This is a genomic window from Dyella sp. (genome assembly GCF_035503745.1).
In the GTDB taxonomy this organism is placed as follows: Bacteria; Pseudomonadota; Gammaproteobacteria; order Xanthomonadales; family Rhodanobacteraceae; genus Dyella_B.
The window spans coordinates 60,516-80,777 of record NZ_DATJTC010000027.1; the positions used below are offsets into that span (position 1 = coordinate 60,516).

Below are 20,262 nucleotides of genomic sequence, written 5' to 3' on the forward strand. Positions count from 1 at the left end.
AAGTAAACATTGGCTCTACCCCATCCCGACCGGCCCCGTTTCCCAGATCCCGTGGATGTTGAATTTTGTACTGCATCGAATAATAATCATCGGCACAAATCGGAGTCAAGCATTTTTATGCAAATTGGTACAAAAAAAGATCCGGCCACGAAAAGGCCCCGCGGACGCCCCCGCGCCTACGACCCTGACACCGCCCTGCGGCGAGCCGCGCAGGCGTTCTGGAAAAGCGGTTATGCAGGTACCTCGCTCGACGACATTTCCGCCGCGACCGGCATGAACCGGCCCAGCCTCAGCGCCGCGTTCGGCGACAAGCACGCGATCTACGTCAAGGCGCTGAGCAGCTACTGGGATTTCAAATTCGCGGCGATGCGCAAAGCCTTCGAAGGCGGCGGCAAGCTGACCGACACCTTGATGAAGGTCTACGACGCGGCGCTATCGATCTATTTCGCCGATGACCAACAGGCGCTGGGCTGCTTTGTGGTCAGCACTGCCATTACCGAAGCACCCGGCGACGCCCAGATCCGCGAGATCGTCGCCAAGGGCTTCGATGCCCTCGATGCCGATTTCGAAGCGCTATTCCGGCGCGCGCGCGACAACGGCGAGTTGAACGCGGGTGCCGATCCGACCGTGCTCGCCCAGCTTGCCGTCGCGACCATGCACAGCATTGCCGTACGCGCACGATCGGGCAGCTCGCGCAGCGCGTTGAGGAAGCTCGCGCAAAATACGACGGCCGCGCTCTGCAAGTGAGCGGCCAGCTCCCCGACATCATCGCCGAGGGGCTGGAAGTGTTGTCCTGCGGTATCAATCCCGGCATGCTGGCCGCCGCGACGGGGCATCACTTCGCCCATCCAAGCAATCGTTTCTGGCGCGTGATGCATCTGGCCGGTTTTACGCCGGAAGAAATATCGCCGCAGGACGGCCGCGCGATACTGCACTACGGCTACGGCCTGACCACGGTGGTACAACGGCCGACGGCGGCCGCCGATCATCTGGCTCCAGCGGAATTCAAAACCGCCATGGCGGCATTCGAACGCAAAATCGCGCGTTACGCGCCGCGCTTCGTCGCCTTTCTGGGCAAGGCGGCGTACAGCGGCATGTCAGGCCAACGCGGGGTCGCATGGGGATTGCAACCCCGGCGCATGCAGGCTGCCGCCGTCTGGGTGCTGCCCAACCCCAGCGGCAGAAACCGCGCGTTCAATCTCGCGCAACTGGTCCAAGCGTACCGCCGGCTTCATCAGCAGATGGCCACGACACGCGCAACACGCACGCACGACCCATCCCGTTTCGACAACAACGCTTGCTAAGCGCAAAGGATTGAATCGTCGGCGCCCCTTTCCACGGACAGGTTATCTCGCCTGGGCCATGCAGCCGCTGACCGCGGCGACGCCGTCGAATCGGTCTTGCGTCCAGTTCACCAGATCCGTTTCCAGCCGCGCGCCGGGTGCAAGTAGCGACAAATGATCTTTCCCGGCATAAGTGGCATAGGTGATCGGTTGACCGCGTGCGCAATCGCCTTGCACAAATGCCTGCTGTATCGAGGGCTTCACCAGCGGATCGTCCAGGCCCTGGGCGATAAACACCGGCGCATGAATCGCTCCGTCCGGAATGTTTTCGCGCAAATGCCGCCCTAGCGGCCCTGACGCGGGATCGTGCTTGAAGATGGCGCCATGGACAATCCATGCATCGGCGATGAGCGGAAGCACGCCCGGCCCATCCAGGCAGCGGCGCGCCATGTCGCGCACCGGCAGCGAAGCACCAAAACGCAGCGTGTCCGTGCGTGAGACATCTGGATACGTTTCGCTGTAAGCCATGACGATGTAGGACGACAGGATCCTGCCGATCAACATGTCCTGCGTGTAATCCTCCAGCGCCGGCAGATCGGTGGCCGGCGCAAGTGCGGCGATGCCGGCCACGCGCAGCTCCGGCGCATAGGTCGTCGCCAGCATGCCAGTCCACAACGCCGCGTGTCCGCCTTGCGAATGTCCCCACACGACGACGTCATCGGCCAACCTCAACCCGCTTATCTGCCGTGCGGCGCGCACGGCATCCAGCACGGAGTGCGCTTCATCGGCGCCGACGAGATAGGCTTGCATGCCGGCCGTGCCCAGCCCCGCATAATCGCTCGCCACGATCGCCCAATGGCGCTGCATCGCCAGCGCGACCGCCGGCATGCCGTCGAGCGGCTGCGGCGAAAGCGAGGGCGCGCACGCCGGCACGATGCCGGTGGTGCCGTGCGCCCAGGCAATGATCGGATTGGGCTCGGCGGTATCGCTGGCCGGCGCCACGACGATCGCGCTGGCCAGTGCGGGCGATCCATTCGCGTGGGCCGTTGCGTAGAGTATTCGCCATCCCTTTGCGCCAGCAGGGATGCCGCGCGTGAACGGTTCGGCGCGCAAAAGTTTTCCCGGTTGCGCGGGAATCGCGGACGGCCATACGTAGAACGCATCCGACTGCGCGGGCAGCGTCGCATGCCAGTACACGCCCGCGCCGACAACCGACAAGCCCACGAGCACGGCAAGCGTGCGTAGCAACAGCTTGAACGACCTGCGCCAAGACATCATCCACCGCCCCTGCGCTGCCCGGGTTCGCAACAGCATGGCACGCCTGCCCGGGCTGGATAACAAACCTTTGTATTCCATAATGTTTTTACAAGATCGCGAGGCGGGAATCGAAACGGCAGGCGGCATCCGCGCGCGTCTCTGCTACCGTGGCGCACCGGTCCATCCGATCCATCAGGGGAAGCTCATGCACCTGCGTCTTGTTTCGGCCGCGCTGGCCGTCGCGATCAGTCTGTCGGTCCTGCCGGCCATGGCCGATACACCCAAATCCACGCCCACCGCGAAGGAATTGATCGCCAGGTCCAAGCCGCAGGAATGGCGCACGCCCGATCCGCAGAACCTGCTCTACATGCAATTGCCGCAGGGCCGCGTGGTGATCGAGCTGGCGCCCGACTTCACGCCGCTGCACGCGGCCAACATCCGCACGCTGGTGCGCGAGCATTACTTCGACGGACTGGCGATCATCCGCGTGCAGGACAACTTCGTCACGCAATGGGGAGATCCCAACGACGACGACAGTGGCGACAAAAGCAAGATCAAGCCGCTGGGCACGGCGAAAAGCAAAGTGCCGCCGGAATACACGCGCGCGATCGATCCCAAGCTGCCATGGACGCCCCTGCCCGACGGCGACGTATATGCGCCGCAAGTCGGCTTCACGGAAGGTTTCCCGGCGGCGCGCGATCCCGCCACGGGGCGCGAATGGCTGACCCATTGCTACGGCATGGTCGGCGTGGCGCGCGACATTGCCCCCGATAGCGGCAACGGCAATTCGCTATACGTGGTGATCGGCCAGGCACCGCGCGGGCTGGATCGCAACCTGGCTATCGCCGGCCGGGTGCTGCAAGGCATGCCTTATCTGTCGGCGCTTACGCGCGGCACCGGGCCGCTGGGCTTCTACACGCAGGCGGCGCAGCGCACGCCGATTCTTTCCGTGCGCGTGGCGGCCGACCTGCCGCCGGCCGAGCGCGAAAACCTTCAGGTACTGCGCACCGACAGCGCCACCTTCGCCGCCATCGTCGAGGCCAAGCGCAATCGCCGCGACGCGTTCTACACCTTGCCGGCCGGCAAGATCGATGTATGCAATATCGACATTCCCGTGCGCACCGAGCCGGCCGTGGCTGCGCATTGAGGCAGCACCCAAACAAGCGATAAACCGGCCCGGACGCGTGAACCGGGCCTGAGCGCTTACATGCATTACACAAATTTTTTGCCTGCCTCGTAGTTAGGTGTCGGTGTACCGGCTGTCACCGGCGGCACCGACACGGAGGCGCGCAAGCATGAGGCTCTTCTACAAGTTATCGGCGTGGATCGCGGGCGTGCTGCTGGTGCTGCTGCTCGCACTGATTGCGATCGTCGCGCTGTTCGACTGGAACCGGCTCAAGCCGGTGATCGACGACAAGATCAGCGCGGCCATTGGCCGCCCATTCACCATTCAGGGCAACCTGAGCGCAACCTGGCAGCGCGAACCCGCCGAGCATGGCCTGGCCGCCTGGGTGCCGTGGCCCACGTTCACCGCGCGCGCTATCCAGGTCGGCAATCCGTCCTGGGCCAAACAGCCGAAGTTCGCGCGGCTGGACGCTTTGCAATGGCGCCTTTCGCCGTGGGGCCTGTTGCTGCACCACATCGATGCGCCCACCATTCAATTAATGGGGCCGCAGGTCGATCTTGAACGCGACGCGCACGGCCAGGCCAACTGGTTGTTTGCGCTTGGACAAAGCAATCAGCCTTCCAATTGGACACTGAACCTGGGCGCGATCGGTTTCGATAAGGGCCGTATCGTGCTGGACGATGCGCAAAACCGGCTCCAGCTGGATATAACGATCACGCCGCTGCAACACGCCATTCCCTATGACCAGATCGTGGCGCAAGCCTCCCAGGAAGCACGCGTCGACGTTGGGCACGGCGTCGGCACGGCGGCCGAATCGGATCAGACCAGGCCGGACATGTCGGCCAACGCCAACCGCACGAGTTATCAATTTGCGTGGACGGTCCATGGCAGCTATCAAGGTGCGCCAGTCAACGGCTGGGGCAAATCCGGAGCGGTGCTGGCGCTTGAACAAACCAACCTGCCCTTCCCGATCCAGGCACGCATGCATATCGGCGACAGCAAGATCGCGCTGGTCGGCACGCTCACCGACCCGATCCATCTGGGCGCGCTGGATCTGCGCGTGTGGTTCGCGGGCACTAGCATGGCCAAGCTGTATCCCATTACCGGCATCGCCCTGCCCGATACGCCGCCCTACGGCACCGAAGGCCACCTGATAGCCCAACTGCATCGGCACGGCAGCCGTTTCGACTATCGCGATTTCCGCGGCCGCGTCGGCGACAGCGATCTGGAGGGCGACATGCTGCTGGTCACCGGCGGCGCCCGTCCCACACTGTCGGGCGATCTCCATTCGCAGCAGTTGCGTTTTGCCGATCTGGCGCCGCTGATCGGCGCCGACAACAAAGCCCAAAAGCGGCAACGCGGCGACACCGCCCGGCAACCGGCCGACAAGGTGCTACCGGTGGAACCCTTCCGCACCGACCGCCTGCGCACGATGGATGCGGACGTCACCTTCGACGCCACGCGCATCGAGCATCCCGTCAGCACGCCGATCGATGCGCTCCATACGCACATCCTGCTCGACAGCGGCTTGTTGCAGCTCAATCCGCTGCACCTGGGCATGGCCGGCGGCACCGTCGACGGCCGTATCCGTGTCGAGGGCGGCGTGCAACCCATGCGCGGCGCGCTGCAGCTTAGCGCGCGCCGCCTCCAGCTCAAGCAGCTGTTTCCGACCTTCGGGCCGATGAGCACCAGCTTGGGCGAAATCAACGGCGACATGGCGCTGAAGGCACAGGGCAATTCCGTGGCCGCGCTGCTGGGCGATGCCGACGGCAACGTGAAGTTGTTGATGAACGATGGCGCGATCAGCAAGACGCTGCTGGAAACGGCCGGCCTCAACATGGCCAACGTGATCGTCGAAAAGATGTTCGGCGACAAGACGGTGAAGATCCATTGCGCGGCGGCCGACCTCGACGGCGACAATGGCCTGTTTACCAGCAAGTTGTTTGTGTTCGATACGGACGATGCCACCATCGACGTCAATGGCACGGTGAACTTCGCCAACGAGCACATGGATCTGAACATCGTGCCGCACACCAAGGGCCTGCGCATCTTTTCGCTGCGCTCGCCACTGTATGTCCGGGGTACCTTCAAGCAGCCTGACGTGGGCGTGCATGCCGGCCCCTTGCTGTTGCGCGGCGGGGGCGCGGTGGCGCTGGGTGTGCTGGCACCGCCGGCGGCATTGCTGGCCCTGATCGCACCCAGCCATAACGAGCAGGCCAACACCTGCGCCAAGGTGCTGTCTTCGCTGCACGGCAGACCGCCCCATTCCATCAACAAGTAGGGCAAAGCTGCTGCCGCTATAGGCGTAAGCCGATACATCGGGCCGGCCGCACCAAGCGTGCTGAACTGGCCCTAGAATGGCGGGCTTATCCACTTCGCGTCCCGGTCGCCATGCAGCCCGTCAACCAGGCCCGCCTGCAAATCCACTTTTGCGTGCTGTTGTGGGGCTTCACCGCCATCCTCGGCAAATTGATCACGCTGCCTGCGCTGGCGCTGGTGTGGTGGCGCATGCTGCTGGTATCGGCCGCGCTGCTGCTGATGCCGCGGGTGTGGCGCGGCCTGCGCGCGATGACCATGAAACTGCGCCTGGCCTATGCCGGCATCGGCGTGCTGGTGTCGCTGCACTGGCTGACGTTCTATGCATCGATCAAGCTTGCCAACGCGTCGGTGGGCGCAACCTGCATTGCGCTCGGGCCTGCTTTCCTGGCGTTTATCGAGCCATGGGTGGCGCGCCGCCGCTTCGACCCGCGCGAACTGCTGATTGCCATCGCCGTGGTGCCCGGCGTGGCGCTGGTGGCCGGCGGCGTACCGGCGCATATGCGTCTTGGGATTGCGGTGGGCGTGCTTTCGGCGTTGTTCGTGGCATTGTTCGGTTCGTTCAACAAGCGCCTGGTCGAACACGGCGATCCGCTCACGGTGACGTGCATCGAACTGGGCACGGGCGCAGCGTTTCTCACCGTGCTCGCTCCGTTGCTGCCGCACACGGGCGCCGCCTTCGTGGTGCCCAGCACGCACGACGCCACGCTGCTTTTGATTCTGGCCTTCGGCTGCACGCTGCTGCCCTTTTCGCTGGCGCTGGTCGCGCTGCGCCATATCAGCGCGTTCGCCACGCAGATGATCACCAACCTGGAACCGGTCTACGCCATCGTGCTGGCGATCCTGTTGCTGGGCGAACAACGGCAGCTCGATGCATGGTTTTATCTCGGCGTGGCGGTGATCCTGGCCGCGGTGTTCGCCCATCCGCTGCTGCACCGGCGCGAGCGCAAGGCCTCGCAGCCGGAGCTGCTCGGTACCGCCGAAAGCCACAATATCGTCGATTGACCCCAGGGCGGCCGGCCAGCGGCCGCGCATTGGTCGGCGGCGGGGACTTATACTCAGCTTCCCAGCCTGCCGCAATCGCCATGAATTATCGCCACGCCTACCACGCAGGCAATTTCGCCGACGTCCTCAAGCACAGCGTGCTGTTCGCGCTGATCCAGGCACTGCAAGCCAAAGACGCTCCCTTCGCCTTGATCGACACGCATGCCGGCAGCGGCTGCTACGCGCTCGACAGCGAGGAGGCCGGCAAGACGGGCGAATATCGCCAGGGCATTGCGCGCCTGCTGTTTCCCGATCTGCATCCATCGTCGAACGCCACCGGCGCGACGCTGCCGCCGCTGTTGCGCCATTGGCTCGATACCATCCTGTCGCTGCCAGGCAACGAACATGGCCTGAAACTCTACCCCGGCTCGCCGCTGCAGGCCGCGCGCGCCATGCGCGACACGGACAGTGCGCAGCTGTGCGAACTGCATCCGGACGAAGCGGCGCGGCTGCGCGAACTGTTCCACCACGATCGCCGCGTGCACGTGCACAACCGCAATGGCTACGAAGCGCTGAAGGCACTGCTTCCGCCCAAAGAGAAGCGCGGACTGGTGCTGATCGATCCGCCCTACGAAGCACAGGAAGCGGAGTACCGCCTGATCGAAGCTGCGCTGAAGACGGCCTTGCAGCGCTGGCCCACCGGCATCTACGCCATCTGGTATCCGATCAAACTGCGCAGCCAGGTACAGCCGTTTCTGCGCGGCTTGCAGCACAGCGGCGCGCGGCGCGTGCTGCGTGCGGAGCTGCTGGTGCATCCGGACGATTCGCCACTGCGCCTGAACGGTTCGGGCATGGCCGTTCTCAACGCGCCCTGGAATCTTGACCAGGTGCTGCGCGAACCCTTGCAGGCGATGGCGCAGCTTTTGTCGCAGGAACGTGCCGCGACATGGCGGCTCGACTGGCTGCTGCGGGACGACGATGCGTCGGCCCCAATCAAGCCCAAGCTGGCCCATCCGACCCGGCTACCACCGCCAAAGCGGGGCCGCTAAGCTCAAGCCCCGAGAGGCTGCACGCAAGGATCAACGCTATGCCGATTCGCCTTTTCTCCCGTCCGCTGCGCTGGACCGCATCGCTGCTTGCACTGACACTGTCGGCCTGCGCACCGGCACCGATCTACAAACCCGCGCCCGGCACGCTCACCGCGCTGCCCGCCCAGGTCGCGCAGTCGCCACAGCCATACGGCCATGGCCAGGTGATCTGGGGCGGCAGCGTGATCGGGGTGCGCAATTTTTCCGATCACAGCGAGGTGGAAATCCTCGCCTATCCGCTCGATTCCTCGCAGCGCCCGCAGCCCGATGCCCACGCCGCGGGTCGCTTTATCGCGATTTATCCGGGTTATCTGGAAGCATTCAATTATCCCGGCGGTTCGCTGATCACCGTCAGCGGGCAATTGAACGGCATCCGCTCAGGCATGGTGGACCAGGCGGCGTACGTGTATCCGCTGGTCAACGTTGCGCAGTCGCACGTATGGACGCCGGCGCAAATGCGCCAGGGGCATCCGGATATTCATTTTGGTGTAGGTGTGGCCGGGGGCATACGCTGAGGTCGGCGTTTCTTATCCAGGCGCTTTTGTCGAGGCGTCTTTTATCGAGGCGTCTTTTATCCAGGCGTCTTTTATCCAGGATGGGCAAGGAGTGGCCGCATGTCCGGACATGCCAATTCGCTGAAAGCCATCCTGCTCGCACTGGGCGCGAACTTCGCGATTTTCGTCGCCAAGCTTGTGGCCGCTGTCATTACCGGATCGGGCGCGATGCTGGCCGAAGCCGTGCATTCGCTGGCCGATTGCGGCAATCAGGGTTTGTTGCTGCTGGGCATGCGGCAGGCAAAAAGGCCACCATCCGATGAATATCCGCTCGGCTGGGGTCGCGCGCTGTATTTCTGGTCATTTGTGGTAGCGATCCTGCTGTTTGCGGTGGGCGGCCTGTTTTCGATCTACGAAGGCGTGCACAAGCTCAATGCGCCGGAGCCACTGAAATGGCCATGGCTGGCGTTGGGCGTGTTGCTGTTCGGCATCGTGGCCGAGAGCATCTCGATGCGCGGCTGCATGCAGGAGGTCAATCGCGCGCGCGGCGATCAGGGTCTGTGGCAATGGTTTCGCGAAACGCGCTCCAGCGAATTGCTGGTGATCTTCGGCGAAGATCTCGCCGCCCTGCTCGGCCTGTGCTTCGCCGCCGTGGCGATCGGCGCGACCATGCTTACCGGCAACCAGCTGTTCGATGCGCTGGGAACGATCGCCATCGGCGTGCTGCTAGTGGTGGTGGCGATGGCACTGGCGATCGAAGTAAAGGCGCTGCTGATCGGCCAGGGCGTGGAGCCGCGCCGGCGTGCCGAGCTGCTGGCCTTTCTCGCCGGTCGGCCCGAGGTGGACCAGGTGCTCAACCTGATCACCTTGCAGATGGGTCCGGACGTCATGGTGGCGATCAAGGCGCGCATGGCGCCCACCGCGGACAATCTGAGCCTGATCGAGGCCATCAACACGGTGGAACGCGCCATGAAGGCCCAATTTGCCGACGTGCGCTGGAGCTTCTTTGAGCCGGATGTCACCGATTGAGGAATATGCTGTATCGCAGCATTAAATTCGCATCGAAAGGTTTCAAACGTTTACGGAAACGCGTAAAGGCCGGGAAAGTGCCAAAATAACGGTTGTGGCGCATTCATGCTGCAGTGCACACTATACGCTATAGTATGGTCATGCCGATGACCTCTGCCCGCTCATCCAATCCCCCCGCCCTCCCGCCTCGCGGCAGCGAGCGCTTTGCCAGCCCGCGCATTGTGGCCACGCCCCAGGGCGAGGTCGTGCGAACCGCCGACGGCCGCGAACTGGTCATGCGCGGTATCGAGCCCGGCGACGTGGCCGCCATCCAGCGCTGCTTCAAGCGCCTGTCGCCGCAGGACGTGCGCCGCCGCTTCATGCATGCCATGTCGGAATTGCCGCCTTCGATGGCGCAGCGCCTGTGCCGCATCGATCCGGCCCTGGAAGTGGCCTATGTGCTGATGGACGAGACGGTCAAGCCGGCGGAATTGCGCGGCGTGGGCCGCATTTACGTCGACGAGGCCAGCAACACCGCCGAATTCTCCGTGCTGGTGGAGCTGGAATGGACGCGGATCGGCCTGGGCGCGCTGCTGATGCAGCGCCTGGTCGATGAATCCCGCCGCCGCGCTTTAAGCGAGCTGTGGGGCTATGTGCTGATGGAAAACCGCCCGATGTTGCAGCTGTGCAAGGAACTGGGCTTCGTGGCCAAAATGCTGCCCGGCGAGGGCAGCACGGCGCAGATCAGCCTGCTGTTGCAGTAACCGGCGCGGCGCCCGTCACGGGAGGTCAGGGGGACGACGCGCTACACTTGCGCGCTCGATTGGCGCGCCATGAGGGCTGCGCCCGCCTACACCGCCTGTCCATGCCCAACCCGATCAGTCACCCTCCCCTTCCCAGCACCCCCAAGCACCGCCGCTTCTGGACCGCGCCGCACGGTTCCGCGCGCGCGTTGCTGGTCGCCGAAGCCGCACAATCGCACCAGGGCCTGCTGGTGGCGGTAACCCGCGATACGCAGCGCGCGCATGCGCTGGAAGAGGAACTGCGCATCTTTGCCGGTTCGCTGCCGGTGCTGCATTTCCCGGACTGGGAAACGCTGCCTTACGACGTCTTCAGTCCGCATCCTGACATCGTTTCCCAACGTATCGCCACGCTCTACCAGTTGCCGGGCGTCAAGCGCGGCGTGCTGGTGGTATCGGCCGCCACGCTGATGCAGCGGATCGCGCCGCGCGCGCACATCACCGGCTCCGGCCTGATGCTGCGCAAGGGCCAGAAACTGGACTTGGCGGCCGAGCAGCGCCGCCTCGAAGCGTGCGGCTACCGGCACGTGCCGCAAGTGGCGGAACCTGGCGATTTCGCCGTGCGCGGTGCTTTGATCGACATCTATCCGATGGGTGCGACCGAGCCCTACCGCATCGAGCTGTTCGATGACGAAGTGGAATCGATCCGCAGCTTCGATCCGGAAACGCAGCGCTCGCAGCAACAGGTCGAAAAAGTCGAACTGCTGCCCGCGCGCGAATTTCCGGTCAGCGACGAGGCGGCCAAGGCCTTCCGCAGCCGCCTGCGCGAACGCTTCCCGATCGACGTGCGCCGCTGCCCCCTCTATCAGGACATGAAAGAAGGCGTCACGCCCGGCGGCATCGAATACTACCTGCCGCTGTTCTTCGAACAGACCGCCACGCTGCTGGACTATCTCGCCGACGATGCACTGTTCGTGCTTGGCGAGGGTACGGGCGAATCCGCCGAGCAATTTTGGATTCAGACGGCCGAACGCTACGACCAGCGCGCGCACGATATCGAGCGCCCGGTGCTGCCGCCGGCCGAGCTGTATCTTTCGCCCGAGCAACTGCGCGAGCAGCTCAACAAGCGCCTGCGCGTGGAGGTGGTCGACAGCGGCCACGAACATGCCCTCGCCGTCGGCACGCAGCCGGCTCCGGAACTGCCGCTCAACCGCAAGGGCGAAGAGCCGGGCACCTCGCTGCGGCACTTCATCGACAACTATCCCGGACGCGTGCTGATCGCCGCCGATTCGGCCGGACGGCGCGAGGCATTGATCGAACAGCTGGCCACCGCGGGGTTGAAGCCGCAGATCGTCGAGGGCTGGCGCGCATTTCTCGACGGGGCCACGCGGCTGGCCATCGGCATCGCGCCGCTGGAACAGGGTTTCGCGCTCACCGATCCGGCCATTACCGTATTGACCGAACGCGAATTGTTCGGCGAGCGCGTGCGCACCGAACGCAAGCGCAAGCGCGGGGCGGCGCGCGATCCCGAATCGATCATCCGCGACCTGACGGAACTGTCCATCGGCTCGCCCATCGTGCACGTCGATCACGGCGTGGGCCGCTACCAGGGCCTGGTGTCGATGGAGCTGGGCGGCATGGAGGGCGAGTTTCTCACCATCGAATACGCCAAAGGCGACAAGCTCTACGTGCCGGTGGCGCAACTGGGCCTGGTCAGCCGCTACTCCGGCACCGCGCCCGAACTGGCGCCGCTGCACTCGCTCGGCGGAGATGCCTGGGAGCGCGCACGCAAAAAGGCCGCCGAGAAAGTACGCGACGTGGCCGCCGAGCTGCTGGCCATTTATGCGCAACGCCAGGCGCGCGGCGGCGAATCGCTGCCGATCGACCGTCAATTGGTCGAGGAATTCGGTAGCAGTTTCCCGTTCGAGGAAACCCCGGACCAACTGTACGCCATCGACGCCGTCTTGAACGACCTGGCCGCGCCGCGCGCGATGGATCGCGTGATCTGCGGCGACGTGGGCTTCGGCAAGACCGAAGTCGCGCTGCGCGCCGCCTTCGCCGCCGCCACCGCGGGCCGGCAAGTGGCCGTACTGGTGCCCACCACGCTACTGGCGCAACAGCACTACCGCAATTTTGCCGATCGCTTCGCCGACTGGCCGGTGCGCGTGGACGTGCTGTCACGCTTCCGCTCCACCAAGGAAGTGAACGAGGCCTTGAAACGCCTGGCCGAGGGCCAGATCGACGTCATCGTCGGCACGCACAAACTGCTGCAGCCGGACGTGAAATTCAAGCAGCTTGGCCTGGTCATCGTGGACGAAGAGCAGCGCTTTGGCGTGCGCCAGAAAGAACAGCTGAAAAAGCTGCGCGCCGAAGTGGACCTTTTGACCATGACCGCCACGCCGATCCCGCGCACGCTCAACATGGCGATGAGCGGATTGCGCGATCTATCGCTGATCGCCACGCCGCCGGCGCATCGCATGGCCGTGCGTACCTTCATTTCCGCCTGGGAGCCTGCGTTGATCCGCGAAGCGTTCCAGCGCGAGCTGCAGCGCGGCGGCCAGGTGTATTTCCTCCACAACGAGGTGGAAAGCATCGAGCGCAGCGCGCGCGAGGTGCAGGAACTGATCCCCGACGCGCGCATCGGCATTGCCCACGGCCAGATGCCCGAGCGCGAGCTTGAACAGGTGATGGCCGACTTCCACCGCCAGCGTTTCAATGTACTGGTGTGCACCACCATCATCGAAACCGGCATCGACATTCCCACCGCCAATACGATCGTCATCAACCGTGCCGACCGCTTCGGCCTCGCGCAACTGCATCAGCTGCGCGGACGCGTGGGACGTTCGCACCATCGCGCCTATGCGTACCTGATCGTGCCCGATCGCAAGGCCATCACCGCGGATGCGGAAAAACGCCTGGAAGCGCTCGCTTCGCTGGAAGAACTTGGCGCCGGCTTTACCCTGGCCACCCACGACCTGGAGATTCGCGGCGCGGGCGAACTGCTTGGCGACGAGCAATCCGGCCAGATCCAGGAGATCGGATTCGGGCTCTACACCGAACTGCTGGAACGCGCCGTGCGCGCGCTCAGGTCCGGCAAGGTGCCGGACTTCGACCTCACCAGCGAACACGAAACCGAAGTGGAACTGCACCTGCCCGCGCTGATTCCCGACGATTACCTGCCCGACGTGCACGCGCGCCTGACGCTGTACAAGCGCATCGCCAGCGCGCGCGACGCTGACACGCTGCGCGAACTGCAAGTGGAAATGATCGATCGCTTTGGCCTGCTGCCCGATCCGGTCAAACAACTGTTCGCCATCGCCGGATTGAAGCTGATGGCCACGCCGCTGGGCATCCGCAAGCTGGACTTTGGCGCCAATGGCGGACGGGTGACCTTCCGCGAAAAGCCCGACATCGACCCGATGGCGGTGATCCGCCTGATCCAGAGCCAGCCGCGCGTCTACAAGCTGGACGGTCAGGACAAGCTCAAAGTGAATATGGAACTGCCTGGCGCAACCGAACGCATCCGCGCGGCCGAAGAGGTTCTGGGCCGGCTGGGTGCGCGCAAAGTCGCGGCCTGAAGGTATTACCCAGTTTTGTTCACGCTATGAGCGTCCACTACGCCCGTAGCGTGAACGCGCCCTAGCTTGCGCTGCTTCGCGTCAGGTATTGCAGGCTGAACAGCCCTTGCGCATCCATCCACACGTGCTGGACGGTCAGGCCCGCGATCGCGGCCAGGGCGGCGAAGTCTTCCAACGAGTATTTGCAGCTGTATTCCACCAGCATCGCTTCGTCTTCGCGAAACAGCACCTGCAGCCTGCCCACGCGCACGCGCTGTTCGCGCTTGCTGAGAATATGCGTCTCGATGCGCCCGGCCATGGTGTTGTAACGCGCGCGATGGCGGAACCCGCCAAGCTCGAAATTGCAGCCCAGCTCGCGATTCAAGCGTGTGAGCATGTTGAGCGTGAATGCCGCGGTGACGCCGGCGGCATCGTTGTAGGCGGCTTCGATGGTGGCGCGATCTTTCTTTACGTCCACGCCGACCAGGATGCCGCCGTTGTCACCCATCTCGCCGCGCATCTTGCGCAGCAGTTGCGCCGCTTCGCGTTCGTCGAAATTGCCGATGGTGGAACCCGGGAAATACACCACCGTGCGGCGCGGTGCGCGCGGCGGTACCGGCAGCCGCATGGGCCGGGTGAAATCCACCGAAATCGGCTGGATCGGCAACTGCGGAAAATACGCGGCCATGCGCTCGCTGCTCAGTCGCAAGGCTTCGGTGGCAAGCTCGACCGGCACCCACGCCACCGGTGCCTCCAGGTGCTCCAGCAGCAGCCGCGTCTTGATCGCATGTCCGCTGCCGTATTCGACCAGGCGCGCGTCCGGCCCCAGCACGTGGGCGATGTCGCCGGCATGCTCTTTCAGCAACGCGATCTCGGCACGCGTAAGGTAATACTCCGGCTGCTCGCAGATCTGCTCGAACAAGGCCGAGCCCTGGTCGTCGTAGAACAGCCACGATGGCAATCGCTTGGGTTGCGAACGCAAACCGCGCTGGACAACTTGCAGCAGGGCGTTATCGGGTGGACGCTGTTCGTCCCCTACGACATAGGCTTGTACGCTCATCGGTCCTGTCCCAGACGGATGCCCGCAAACTGCCAGCGGGCATGGGGCGGAAAAAAGTTGCGATAGCTCGCGCGGATGTGATCGTGCGGGGTGGCGCAGGAACCGCCGCGCAACACCCATTGGCCATTCATGAACTTGCCGTTGTATTCGCCCAGCGCACCGGGTAGCGGCTTGAAGCCCGGATAGCTTACGTAGGGCGACGTGGTCCACTCCCACACGTCGCCGTACATTTGCCGCAAGCCGTCGCCATGCGGCGCGGCAACGGGATGGAAGCGGTGCGATTCCTGGAAATTGCCCGTCACGGGCAGATCCGCCGCGGCGCTTTCCCACTCGGCCTCCGTAGGCAGGCGCGCACCCGCCCAGCGCGCGAAGGCGTCGGCTTCGAAATAGCTGATGTGGCAGACCGGTGCCTGCGCCTCCAACGGGCGAATACCGGCGAGCGTGAATTCGCTGGCCAAGTCCTCCTGCCAGTACAGCGGCCGCTGCCAGCCTTCGCGCTGCACGATGGCCCAGCCGTCGGAGAGCCAGAGGCTGGCGTCGCGATAGCCGCCATCGCGCACGAAAGCCAGGTACTCGTTATTGGTCACCAGCCGATTGGCCAGGGCGTGGGGCGTCAACCAGACGCGATGGCGCGGCGTTTCATTATCGTAGGCAAAACCGCTGCCATGGCGATGGCCGATGTCGAACGGCCCTTCGCGGCCAGGCAGGAAATGCATGGGCGAGGATGCATGCCCGCTCGCCGGCGTTTCGCTATCCCGATAGGCCGGATGCAACGGGTTGCACCAGAACGCATGTTTCAAATCGGTAAGCAATAATTCCTGATGCTGTTGCTCGTGCTGCAAGCCCAGTTCGATCCGCTCGGCAAGCTCGGCGTTGACGCCGCGCGCGATGAGTTCGCCCACCGCCTCGTCGATGCGCGAACGGTAATCGCGCACCTCCTCCAACGTCGGGCGCGACACCAGGCCGCGCCGTGGACGCGCATGCATCGGGCCGACCGATTCGTAGTAGGAATTGAACAGGTAGTCCCACGCCGCATGGGGCGAGCGGTAGGCGGGGTCGTAGCCCAGCACAAATTGCTCGAAGAACCACGTGGTGTGGGCCAGATGCCATTTGCCGGGACTGGCGTCGGGCATCGATTGGACCATCAGGTCCTCGGCGCTAAGCCCGGTGCAAAGGGCAAGCGTCTGCCGGCGAACACGCATGAAGCGTGCTAGGCCGTCCTCGGTCTTTACGACAAATATGGGAGCAGTCATGGCACAGGGGGATCTAGGCAAACGTGCTGCGATACACCTTGTGGGGGGCGGGCCAGCGGAAGATCATACACCTCACCATGCCGTATGTATTGTTCACTTTGTGTGATATGGGCATGGCAGGAATATGGGCGCGGCGTCATGCCGCGCGATCATTGCGTATCAATCAATACTGCATTGAGGTGACCGTTATGAAACCCGTCATTACCGTACTCCTGGTATTTGCCCTCGCATCAGGCACGGGCACCGTGCTGGCACAGTCGCAATCGGCAGCGCCAGCATCGACGCCGCCCGCAAGAAACATCCTTCCCAACAATGACTGCATGCGCGTGGACAAGATCAACGAATGGCACGTCGTGGACGACAAGACCGTGATCGCGCGCACCGGGCCTTATCAACGTTACCTGATCAACCTTCAGGCACGATGCCAATGGCTTGGCATTGCCAATAATCCTTTGCGGTTCACGCCGAACATGAGCGAAAAAGCGACGAACAATCGCATCTGCGGTCAGGTCAACGAAAAGGTCAGCTCCAGAAACCAGCCGCCTTGCGGCATCCAGTCAGTGAGCCTGATCAGCGAGGCCCAGTTCGACAACTATCGCGCGCACGCCAAATACCACAGTGTTACCGCACAAAAGCCCAGCAAGACCCAAACGCCTTGAGCCCAAGACCGCGACAAAAAAAGAGCCCGGCATGGCCGGGCCCTTTTTGTTGGGTACCGCTGCGGACGATCAGTAGCCCGTGGCCGGACCGATGTAGCGGGTCTGGTACGGATCGCTGGTCACCACGGTGGTGACCACCGGCGGCGGAGCCGTCTGATACACCACCGTGCCCGGGGCATACACCACGGCCGGCGGCGGTGCGTAATAAACCGGCGGCGGAGCGGTTACCGCCCCAATGACCGCGCCAGCCACCACACCACCCACGATCGCGCCGGCGATCCAACGGCCACCGCTCCAGTAACCGCCGCGGTAGCAGCAGCCACCGTGGTAGCCATAACCGCCGTGCCAACCCGGGCCGCCCCACGGGTGCGCCGAGGCGCCCACCGGCAAAGCTACCGCCGCGGTCAGAGCCAGGCCGATTGCAACGAACTTGCCGATATTACGTTTGGACATGACACACCTCCGTCAAGATGGCTCCAATGGTCGGTCTCGCGCGCTTAATCGGTACTGAAGGTTTTCACTTCTTTACACGGGCGTTTTGCCAAGGATTTAACCCGCCCTCAGGCGGGCGCGGGCGCATCAGCCAGCAGTCGTGGATGTTCGCCCGGCGCGAGAAATCGAACGGGATGCTCCCCGCGCCCCAGTTCTCGATGGTCAGGCGCTCTTCCAGCGCGGCGCGATCCAGGGTGAAGCGGCGGAAGTTATTGGAAAAAACGATGATGCCATCGTGCGTAAGCCGATCCGCGCAAGCGAGCAGCAGCGCAACGTGGTCGCGCTGCACGTCGAAATCCTCCGCGCGCTTGGAGTTGGAGAAGGTCGGCGGATCGACATAGATCAGGCCGAAATGTTCGCGCGCCTGCTTGAGAAAACTGGCGGCGTCCGCTTGCACCAGCCGGTGCCTGGCGCCGGAAAACCCGTTCAGCGCAAGATTGCGCGAGGCCCACTCCAGATACGTCGCCGACAGGTCCACGCTGGTGGTGTCGCGAGCCTGGCCGGCCGCGGCGTACACGCTGGCGGTGGCGGTGTACGCGAACAGATTGAGCACACGCCGGCCCGCGGCCAGCTCGCGCAATTTCGCTCGAACCAGGCGATGATCGAGGAACAGGCCGGTATCGAGGTAATCATGGAGATTGACCTGGAACTTCAAGCCACCCTCTTTCACCTCGATAAACTCGCCGCGCTGGTCGAACTGGCCATACTTGGAACCGCCCTTGCCCCGCTCGCGCGTTTTCAGCGCAATACGCGCGCGGGGTGTTTGGAACACGTCGCCGGCCACGCGCGCGATCTCGCGCATGCGCGTGCGCGACACCTCCACCGGCACCTCTGCGGGCGCGCGGTATTCCTGGATGTGCAGATAGGTGCTGCCGGCAGTGTCGCGATAAACGTCGATCGCGGCGGCGTATTCGGGCAGGTCCTGATCGTAGGCGCGCCATGCGTGAATACCTTCGCGCTCCAGCCGCTTGCGCAGATGGCGGACATTTTTCTCCAGCCGGTTTTTCAGCATCTGCGCGCCGTCCGACAACGGCGCTTTTTCGCGCGGCGACTCATCGCGCGGATGCAGCTCGAAAATCAGCAGCACGGTTTCGAGCGCGCCGTTATACAGCACGTATTTTTTCTCCGGCCGCAGCGTGGTGGCGCGGCCCAGTTCCGCATCGCCGGCAAGGATGGCGGCGCGCCAGCCGGTAAAGCGGTCGCGCAGGGTTTCGCCCAACATGCGGTAGAGCCTGGGCATGCTTTCGCGCTCTCCCAGCCGTTCGCCATAGGGAGGGTTGGTGATCACCAACCCCTGGGCGACACCGGGCGGCGGCGCGACATGCAGCGCGTCGTGGCGATCCAGCGTGAAGAACCCGGCCACGCCCGCTTCTTGCGCGTTGCGCTTGGCCGTCTGCACCATGCGCGCGTCCGCGTCCGAACCGAAGAAGCAGGCGCGCAGCGCGGGCAAGCCGGCATCCGCGCGCTTGCGAGCTTCCTCGATCAGGCTTTTCCACAGTGCGATGTCGTGCTGCTTCCAGCCCAGGAAGCCGTAGTACAAACGGCGCAGGCCCGGCGCGACGTCGGCCGCCATCAAGGCCGCTTCGATCAGCAGCGTGCCCGAGCCGCACATCGGATCGAGCAGCGCGCCGCCTTGCGCATAGATCGCCGGCCAGCCCGCGCGCAGCAGCATGGCGGCGGCGAGGTTTTCTTTCAGTGGCGCTTCGCCCTGCTGCTCGCGCCAGCCGCGCCGGTGCAAGGGTGCGCCGGCCAGGTCGATCGACAGCGTGGCGCGGTCGCGGCGCAGACGCAGGTTGATGCGCACGTCCGGCTCTTGCGTATCCACCGCCGGGCGCTCCTGCCCGCGCTGGCGGAATTGATCGACCACCGCGTCCTTCACCCGCTGGGCCAGGAACTGGCTGTGCGTCAACTTGCTTTGCGCGGTGTTGGCATCCACCGCCAGCGTGGCATGCGGGGCCAGATGTTCGGACCAGTCGATGGCCTGCACCCCGGCGTAGAGCGCCTCGTCGGAAGCGGCCTCGAAGTCGGCCACCGGCAACAGGATGCGGCTGGCCAGGCGCGACCACAGGCAGGCGCGATAGGCCGTCTCCAGACTGCCGGAGAAGCGCACGCCGGCAAGCGCCTCGTGCACGTCCGCGCCGCCCAGGGCCATCAATTCGTCGCGCAGCAGGTATTGGAGCCCCTTGGGGCAGGTGGCAAAGAAGTGATTCAAGCGTTTGTAGCCAACTGTTGCAGAAAGAGGCCGAACTGCCGGCCGATGGCATCGAGGTGCGTGGCAAGGCGATGATCGTCGTCCAGCACCAGCAGCGGAAGCTGGCGGCGGCCGGCGAACTCGTAGATCTCATCGAGCGGACAAACCTCGTCCTGCCAGCCATGGATAAGCAGGGTGGGCACGTCCAGGCGCACATCGAGCGCCAGGTCGCTGCCCGGAATCAACGCCGGCGTGGCGAGCAGAAACAGGCCGGCCACCGGCAGCTCCAGCGAGGCCAGGCCCGATACGAAGGCGCCCATGCTCGAGCCGACCAGCACCGGCGGCACGCCGCAGGCGGCGATGCGCTGGTGCAGGCGCGCGATGCGCGGCGCTACCGAGCCGGCATGGCCCAGCGCATCGTCTTCCCGGTAATCCGGGCGCTCGGTGCTCCATCCCATCGACTGGGCGATCTTCGCCAGCGCGCTCACTTTGGTGGCATCGGGACCGGAATCGGAACCATGGGAGAGAATGATGTGTCCGGGCATGGCGATCTCCGAATAGGGATGCTCTGATTCATTTTGCGCAGGTGTCACCGCCGCTGTCCGTACGCAGACCACAGGACCATCGGCGAAGGCAGACCCGATGTCTGTCGAGACGAGGGGCCGAAGGGATGCGGACGGACGGAGCCGGCCTCGACGTACTCAATTTTAAAATGATGCGGCGATGTCCAGAAGGCCCTCAGGCTCGGCAGGAC

General features: G+C 64.3%; 17 protein-coding genes. 11 read left to right on the forward strand and 6 right to left on the reverse strand.

What is annotated here, in order from left to right; all coding sequences use genetic code 11:
• The first annotated feature begins 117 nt into the window (after nt 1-117).
• Both VME63_RS10590 and mug read left to right on the forward strand, forming a co-directional pair.
• The gene (locus tag VME63_RS10590) at nt 118-747 is read left to right on the forward strand and encodes a TetR/AcrR family transcriptional regulator (protein WP_325433047.1); all 630 of its coding nucleotides are present in this window, start codon (nt 118-120) and stop codon (nt 745-747) included.
• On the forward strand, nt 744-1,304 hold the full coding sequence (gene mug / locus VME63_RS10595) for a G/U mismatch-specific DNA glycosylase (protein ID WP_325433049.1): 561 nt from the start codon (nt 744-746) through the stop codon (nt 1,302-1,304). The genes VME63_RS10590 and mug overlap by 4 nt, the downstream gene beginning before the upstream one ends.
• A gap of 42 nt (nt 1,305-1,346) precedes the next feature.
• Here the strand turns inward: mug and VME63_RS10600 are convergent, their stop codons facing one another.
• Nucleotides 1,347-2,561: a lipase family protein gene (locus VME63_RS10600; RefSeq protein ID WP_325433051.1), complete on the reverse strand. Its 1,215-nt coding sequence runs from the start codon at nt 2,559-2,561 to the stop codon at nt 1,347-1,349.
• 184 nt (nt 2,562-2,745) lie between these two features.
• Between VME63_RS10600 and VME63_RS10605 the strand changes: the two genes are divergently transcribed.
• The 8 genes from VME63_RS10605 (at nt 2,746) to mfd (ending at nt 13,874) form a co-directional block, all read left to right on the forward strand.
• The gene (locus VME63_RS10605; RefSeq protein ID WP_325433053.1) at nt 2,746-3,687 is read left to right on the forward strand and encodes a peptidylprolyl isomerase; all 942 of its coding nucleotides are present in this window, start codon (nt 2,746-2,748) and stop codon (nt 3,685-3,687) included.
• Between the two features lie 148 nt (nt 3,688-3,835).
• Nucleotides 3,836-5,947, forward strand: coding sequence for an AsmA family protein (locus VME63_RS10610; protein WP_325433055.1), 2,112 nt, complete (start codon nt 3,836-3,838; stop codon nt 5,945-5,947).
• Between the two features lie 110 nt (nt 5,948-6,057).
• Complete coding sequence (locus VME63_RS10615) at nt 6,058-6,987, forward strand: DMT family transporter (protein WP_325433057.1); 930 nt, start codon at nt 6,058-6,060, stop codon at nt 6,985-6,987.
• An 80-nt stretch (nt 6,988-7,067) separates the two neighbouring features.
• Entirely contained in the window at nt 7,068-8,015 is a 948-nt protein-coding gene (locus VME63_RS10620) for a 23S rRNA (adenine(2030)-N(6))-methyltransferase RlmJ (RefSeq protein ID WP_325433059.1), read from the forward strand.
• Nucleotides 8,016-8,053: 38 nt separating this feature from the next.
• On the forward strand, nt 8,054-8,569 hold the full coding sequence (locus VME63_RS10625; protein WP_325433061.1) for a Slp family lipoprotein: 516 nt from the start codon (nt 8,054-8,056) through the stop codon (nt 8,567-8,569).
• Between the two features lie 99 nt (nt 8,570-8,668).
• On the forward strand, nt 8,669-9,577 hold the full coding sequence (locus VME63_RS10630; RefSeq protein WP_325433063.1) for a cation diffusion facilitator family transporter: 909 nt from the start codon (nt 8,669-8,671) through the stop codon (nt 9,575-9,577).
• Between the two features lie 140 nt (nt 9,578-9,717).
• Nucleotides 9,718-10,320 carry a GNAT family N-acetyltransferase gene (locus tag VME63_RS10635; protein ID WP_414648242.1) on the forward strand — a complete coding sequence of 201 codons (603 nt, stop codon included), beginning with the start codon at nt 9,718-9,720 and terminating at the stop codon, nt 10,318-10,320.
• Nucleotides 10,321-10,421: 101 nt separating this feature from the next.
• Nucleotides 10,422-13,874, forward strand: coding sequence for a transcription-repair coupling factor (gene mfd, locus VME63_RS10640; protein ID WP_325433067.1), 3,453 nt, complete (start codon nt 10,422-10,424; stop codon nt 13,872-13,874).
• A 61-nt stretch (nt 13,875-13,935) separates the two neighbouring features.
• Here the strand turns inward: mfd and egtD are convergent, their stop codons facing one another.
• Both egtD and egtB read right to left on the reverse strand, forming a co-directional pair.
• Nucleotides 13,936-14,913, reverse strand: coding sequence for an L-histidine N(alpha)-methyltransferase (gene egtD, locus VME63_RS10645; RefSeq protein ID WP_325433069.1), 978 nt, complete (start codon nt 14,911-14,913; stop codon nt 13,936-13,938).
• Nucleotides 14,910-16,115: an ergothioneine biosynthesis protein EgtB gene (egtB, locus tag VME63_RS10650; protein ID WP_325433071.1), complete on the reverse strand. Its 1,206-nt coding sequence runs from the start codon at nt 16,113-16,115 to the stop codon at nt 14,910-14,912. Before egtB ends, egtD begins: the two co-directional genes overlap by 4 nt.
• A 164-nt stretch (nt 16,116-16,279) precedes the next feature.
• On the opposite strand from egtB, the gene VME63_RS10655 reads away from it, so the two are divergent.
• A complete protein-coding gene (locus VME63_RS10655; RefSeq protein WP_325433073.1) occupies nt 16,280-16,825 on the forward strand; it encodes a DUF6491 family protein in 546 nt (181 codons plus the stop codon).
• A 69-nt stretch (nt 16,826-16,894) separates the two neighbouring features.
• On the opposite strand, the gene VME63_RS10660 is transcribed toward VME63_RS10655, so the two are convergent.
• The 3 genes from VME63_RS10660 to VME63_RS10670 all read right to left on the reverse strand — a co-directional run bounded on the left by VME63_RS10660 (nt 16,895) and on the right by VME63_RS10670 (nt 20,053).
• Nucleotides 16,895-17,278 carry a hypothetical protein gene (locus tag VME63_RS10660; RefSeq protein WP_325433075.1) on the reverse strand — a complete coding sequence of 128 codons (384 nt, stop codon included), beginning with the start codon at nt 17,276-17,278 and terminating at the stop codon, nt 16,895-16,897.
• 64 nt (nt 17,279-17,342) lie between these two features.
• Nucleotides 17,343-19,529 carry a bifunctional 23S rRNA (guanine(2069)-N(7))-methyltransferase RlmK/23S rRNA (guanine(2445)-N(2))-methyltransferase RlmL gene (rlmKL, locus tag VME63_RS10665; protein WP_325433077.1) on the reverse strand — a complete coding sequence of 729 codons (2,187 nt, stop codon included), beginning with the start codon at nt 19,527-19,529 and terminating at the stop codon, nt 17,343-17,345.
• Complete coding sequence (locus tag VME63_RS10670) at nt 19,526-20,053, reverse strand: alpha/beta hydrolase (RefSeq protein ID WP_325433079.1); 528 nt, start codon at nt 20,051-20,053, stop codon at nt 19,526-19,528. The genes rlmKL and VME63_RS10670 overlap by 4 nt, the downstream gene beginning before the upstream one ends.
• Nucleotides 20,054-20,262 lie beyond the last annotated feature (209 nt).

Coding starts and splice junctions, on each gene's coding strand:
- VME63_RS10615 (WP_325433057.1), top strand. CDS start 6,058: ATGCAGCCCGTCAACCAGGCCCGCCTGCAAATCCACTTTTGCGTGCTG.
- VME63_RS10655 (WP_325433073.1), top strand. CDS start 16,280: ATGGCAGGAATATGGGCGCGGCGTCATGCCGCGCGATCATTGCGTATC.
- VME63_RS10605 (WP_325433053.1), top strand. CDS start 2,746: ATGCACCTGCGTCTTGTTTCGGCCGCGCTGGCCGTCGCGATCAGTCTG.
- egtB (WP_325433071.1), bottom strand. CDS start 16,115: ATGCGTGTTCGCCGGCAGACGCTTGCCCTTTGCACCGGGCTTAGCGCC.
- mfd (WP_325433067.1), top strand. CDS start 10,422: ATGCCCAACCCGATCAGTCACCCTCCCCTTCCCAGCACCCCCAAGCAC.
- VME63_RS10610 (WP_325433055.1), top strand. CDS start 3,836: ATGAGGCTCTTCTACAAGTTATCGGCGTGGATCGCGGGCGTGCTGCTG.
- VME63_RS10600 (WP_325433051.1), bottom strand. CDS start 2,561: ATGATGTCTTGGCGCAGGTCGTTCAAGCTGTTGCTACGCACGCTTGCC.
- VME63_RS10620 (WP_325433059.1), top strand. CDS start 7,068: ATGAATTATCGCCACGCCTACCACGCAGGCAATTTCGCCGACGTCCTC.
- egtD (WP_325433069.1), bottom strand. CDS start 14,913: ATGAGCGTACAAGCCTATGTCGTAGGGGACGAACAGCGTCCACCCGAT.
- VME63_RS10590 (WP_325433047.1), top strand. CDS start 118: ATGCAAATTGGTACAAAAAAAGATCCGGCCACGAAAAGGCCCCGCGGA.
- VME63_RS10670 (WP_325433079.1), bottom strand. CDS start 20,053: ATGCCCGGACACATCATTCTCTCCCATGGTTCCGATTCCGGTCCCGAT.
- VME63_RS10660 (WP_325433075.1), bottom strand. CDS start 17,278: ATGTCCAAACGTAATATCGGCAAGTTCGTTGCAATCGGCCTGGCTCTG.
- VME63_RS10635 (WP_414648242.1), top strand. CDS start 9,718: ATGCCGATGACCTCTGCCCGCTCATCCAATCCCCCCGCCCTCCCGCCT.
- VME63_RS10630 (WP_325433063.1), top strand. CDS start 8,669: ATGTCCGGACATGCCAATTCGCTGAAAGCCATCCTGCTCGCACTGGGC.
- VME63_RS10625 (WP_325433061.1), top strand. CDS start 8,054: ATGCCGATTCGCCTTTTCTCCCGTCCGCTGCGCTGGACCGCATCGCTG.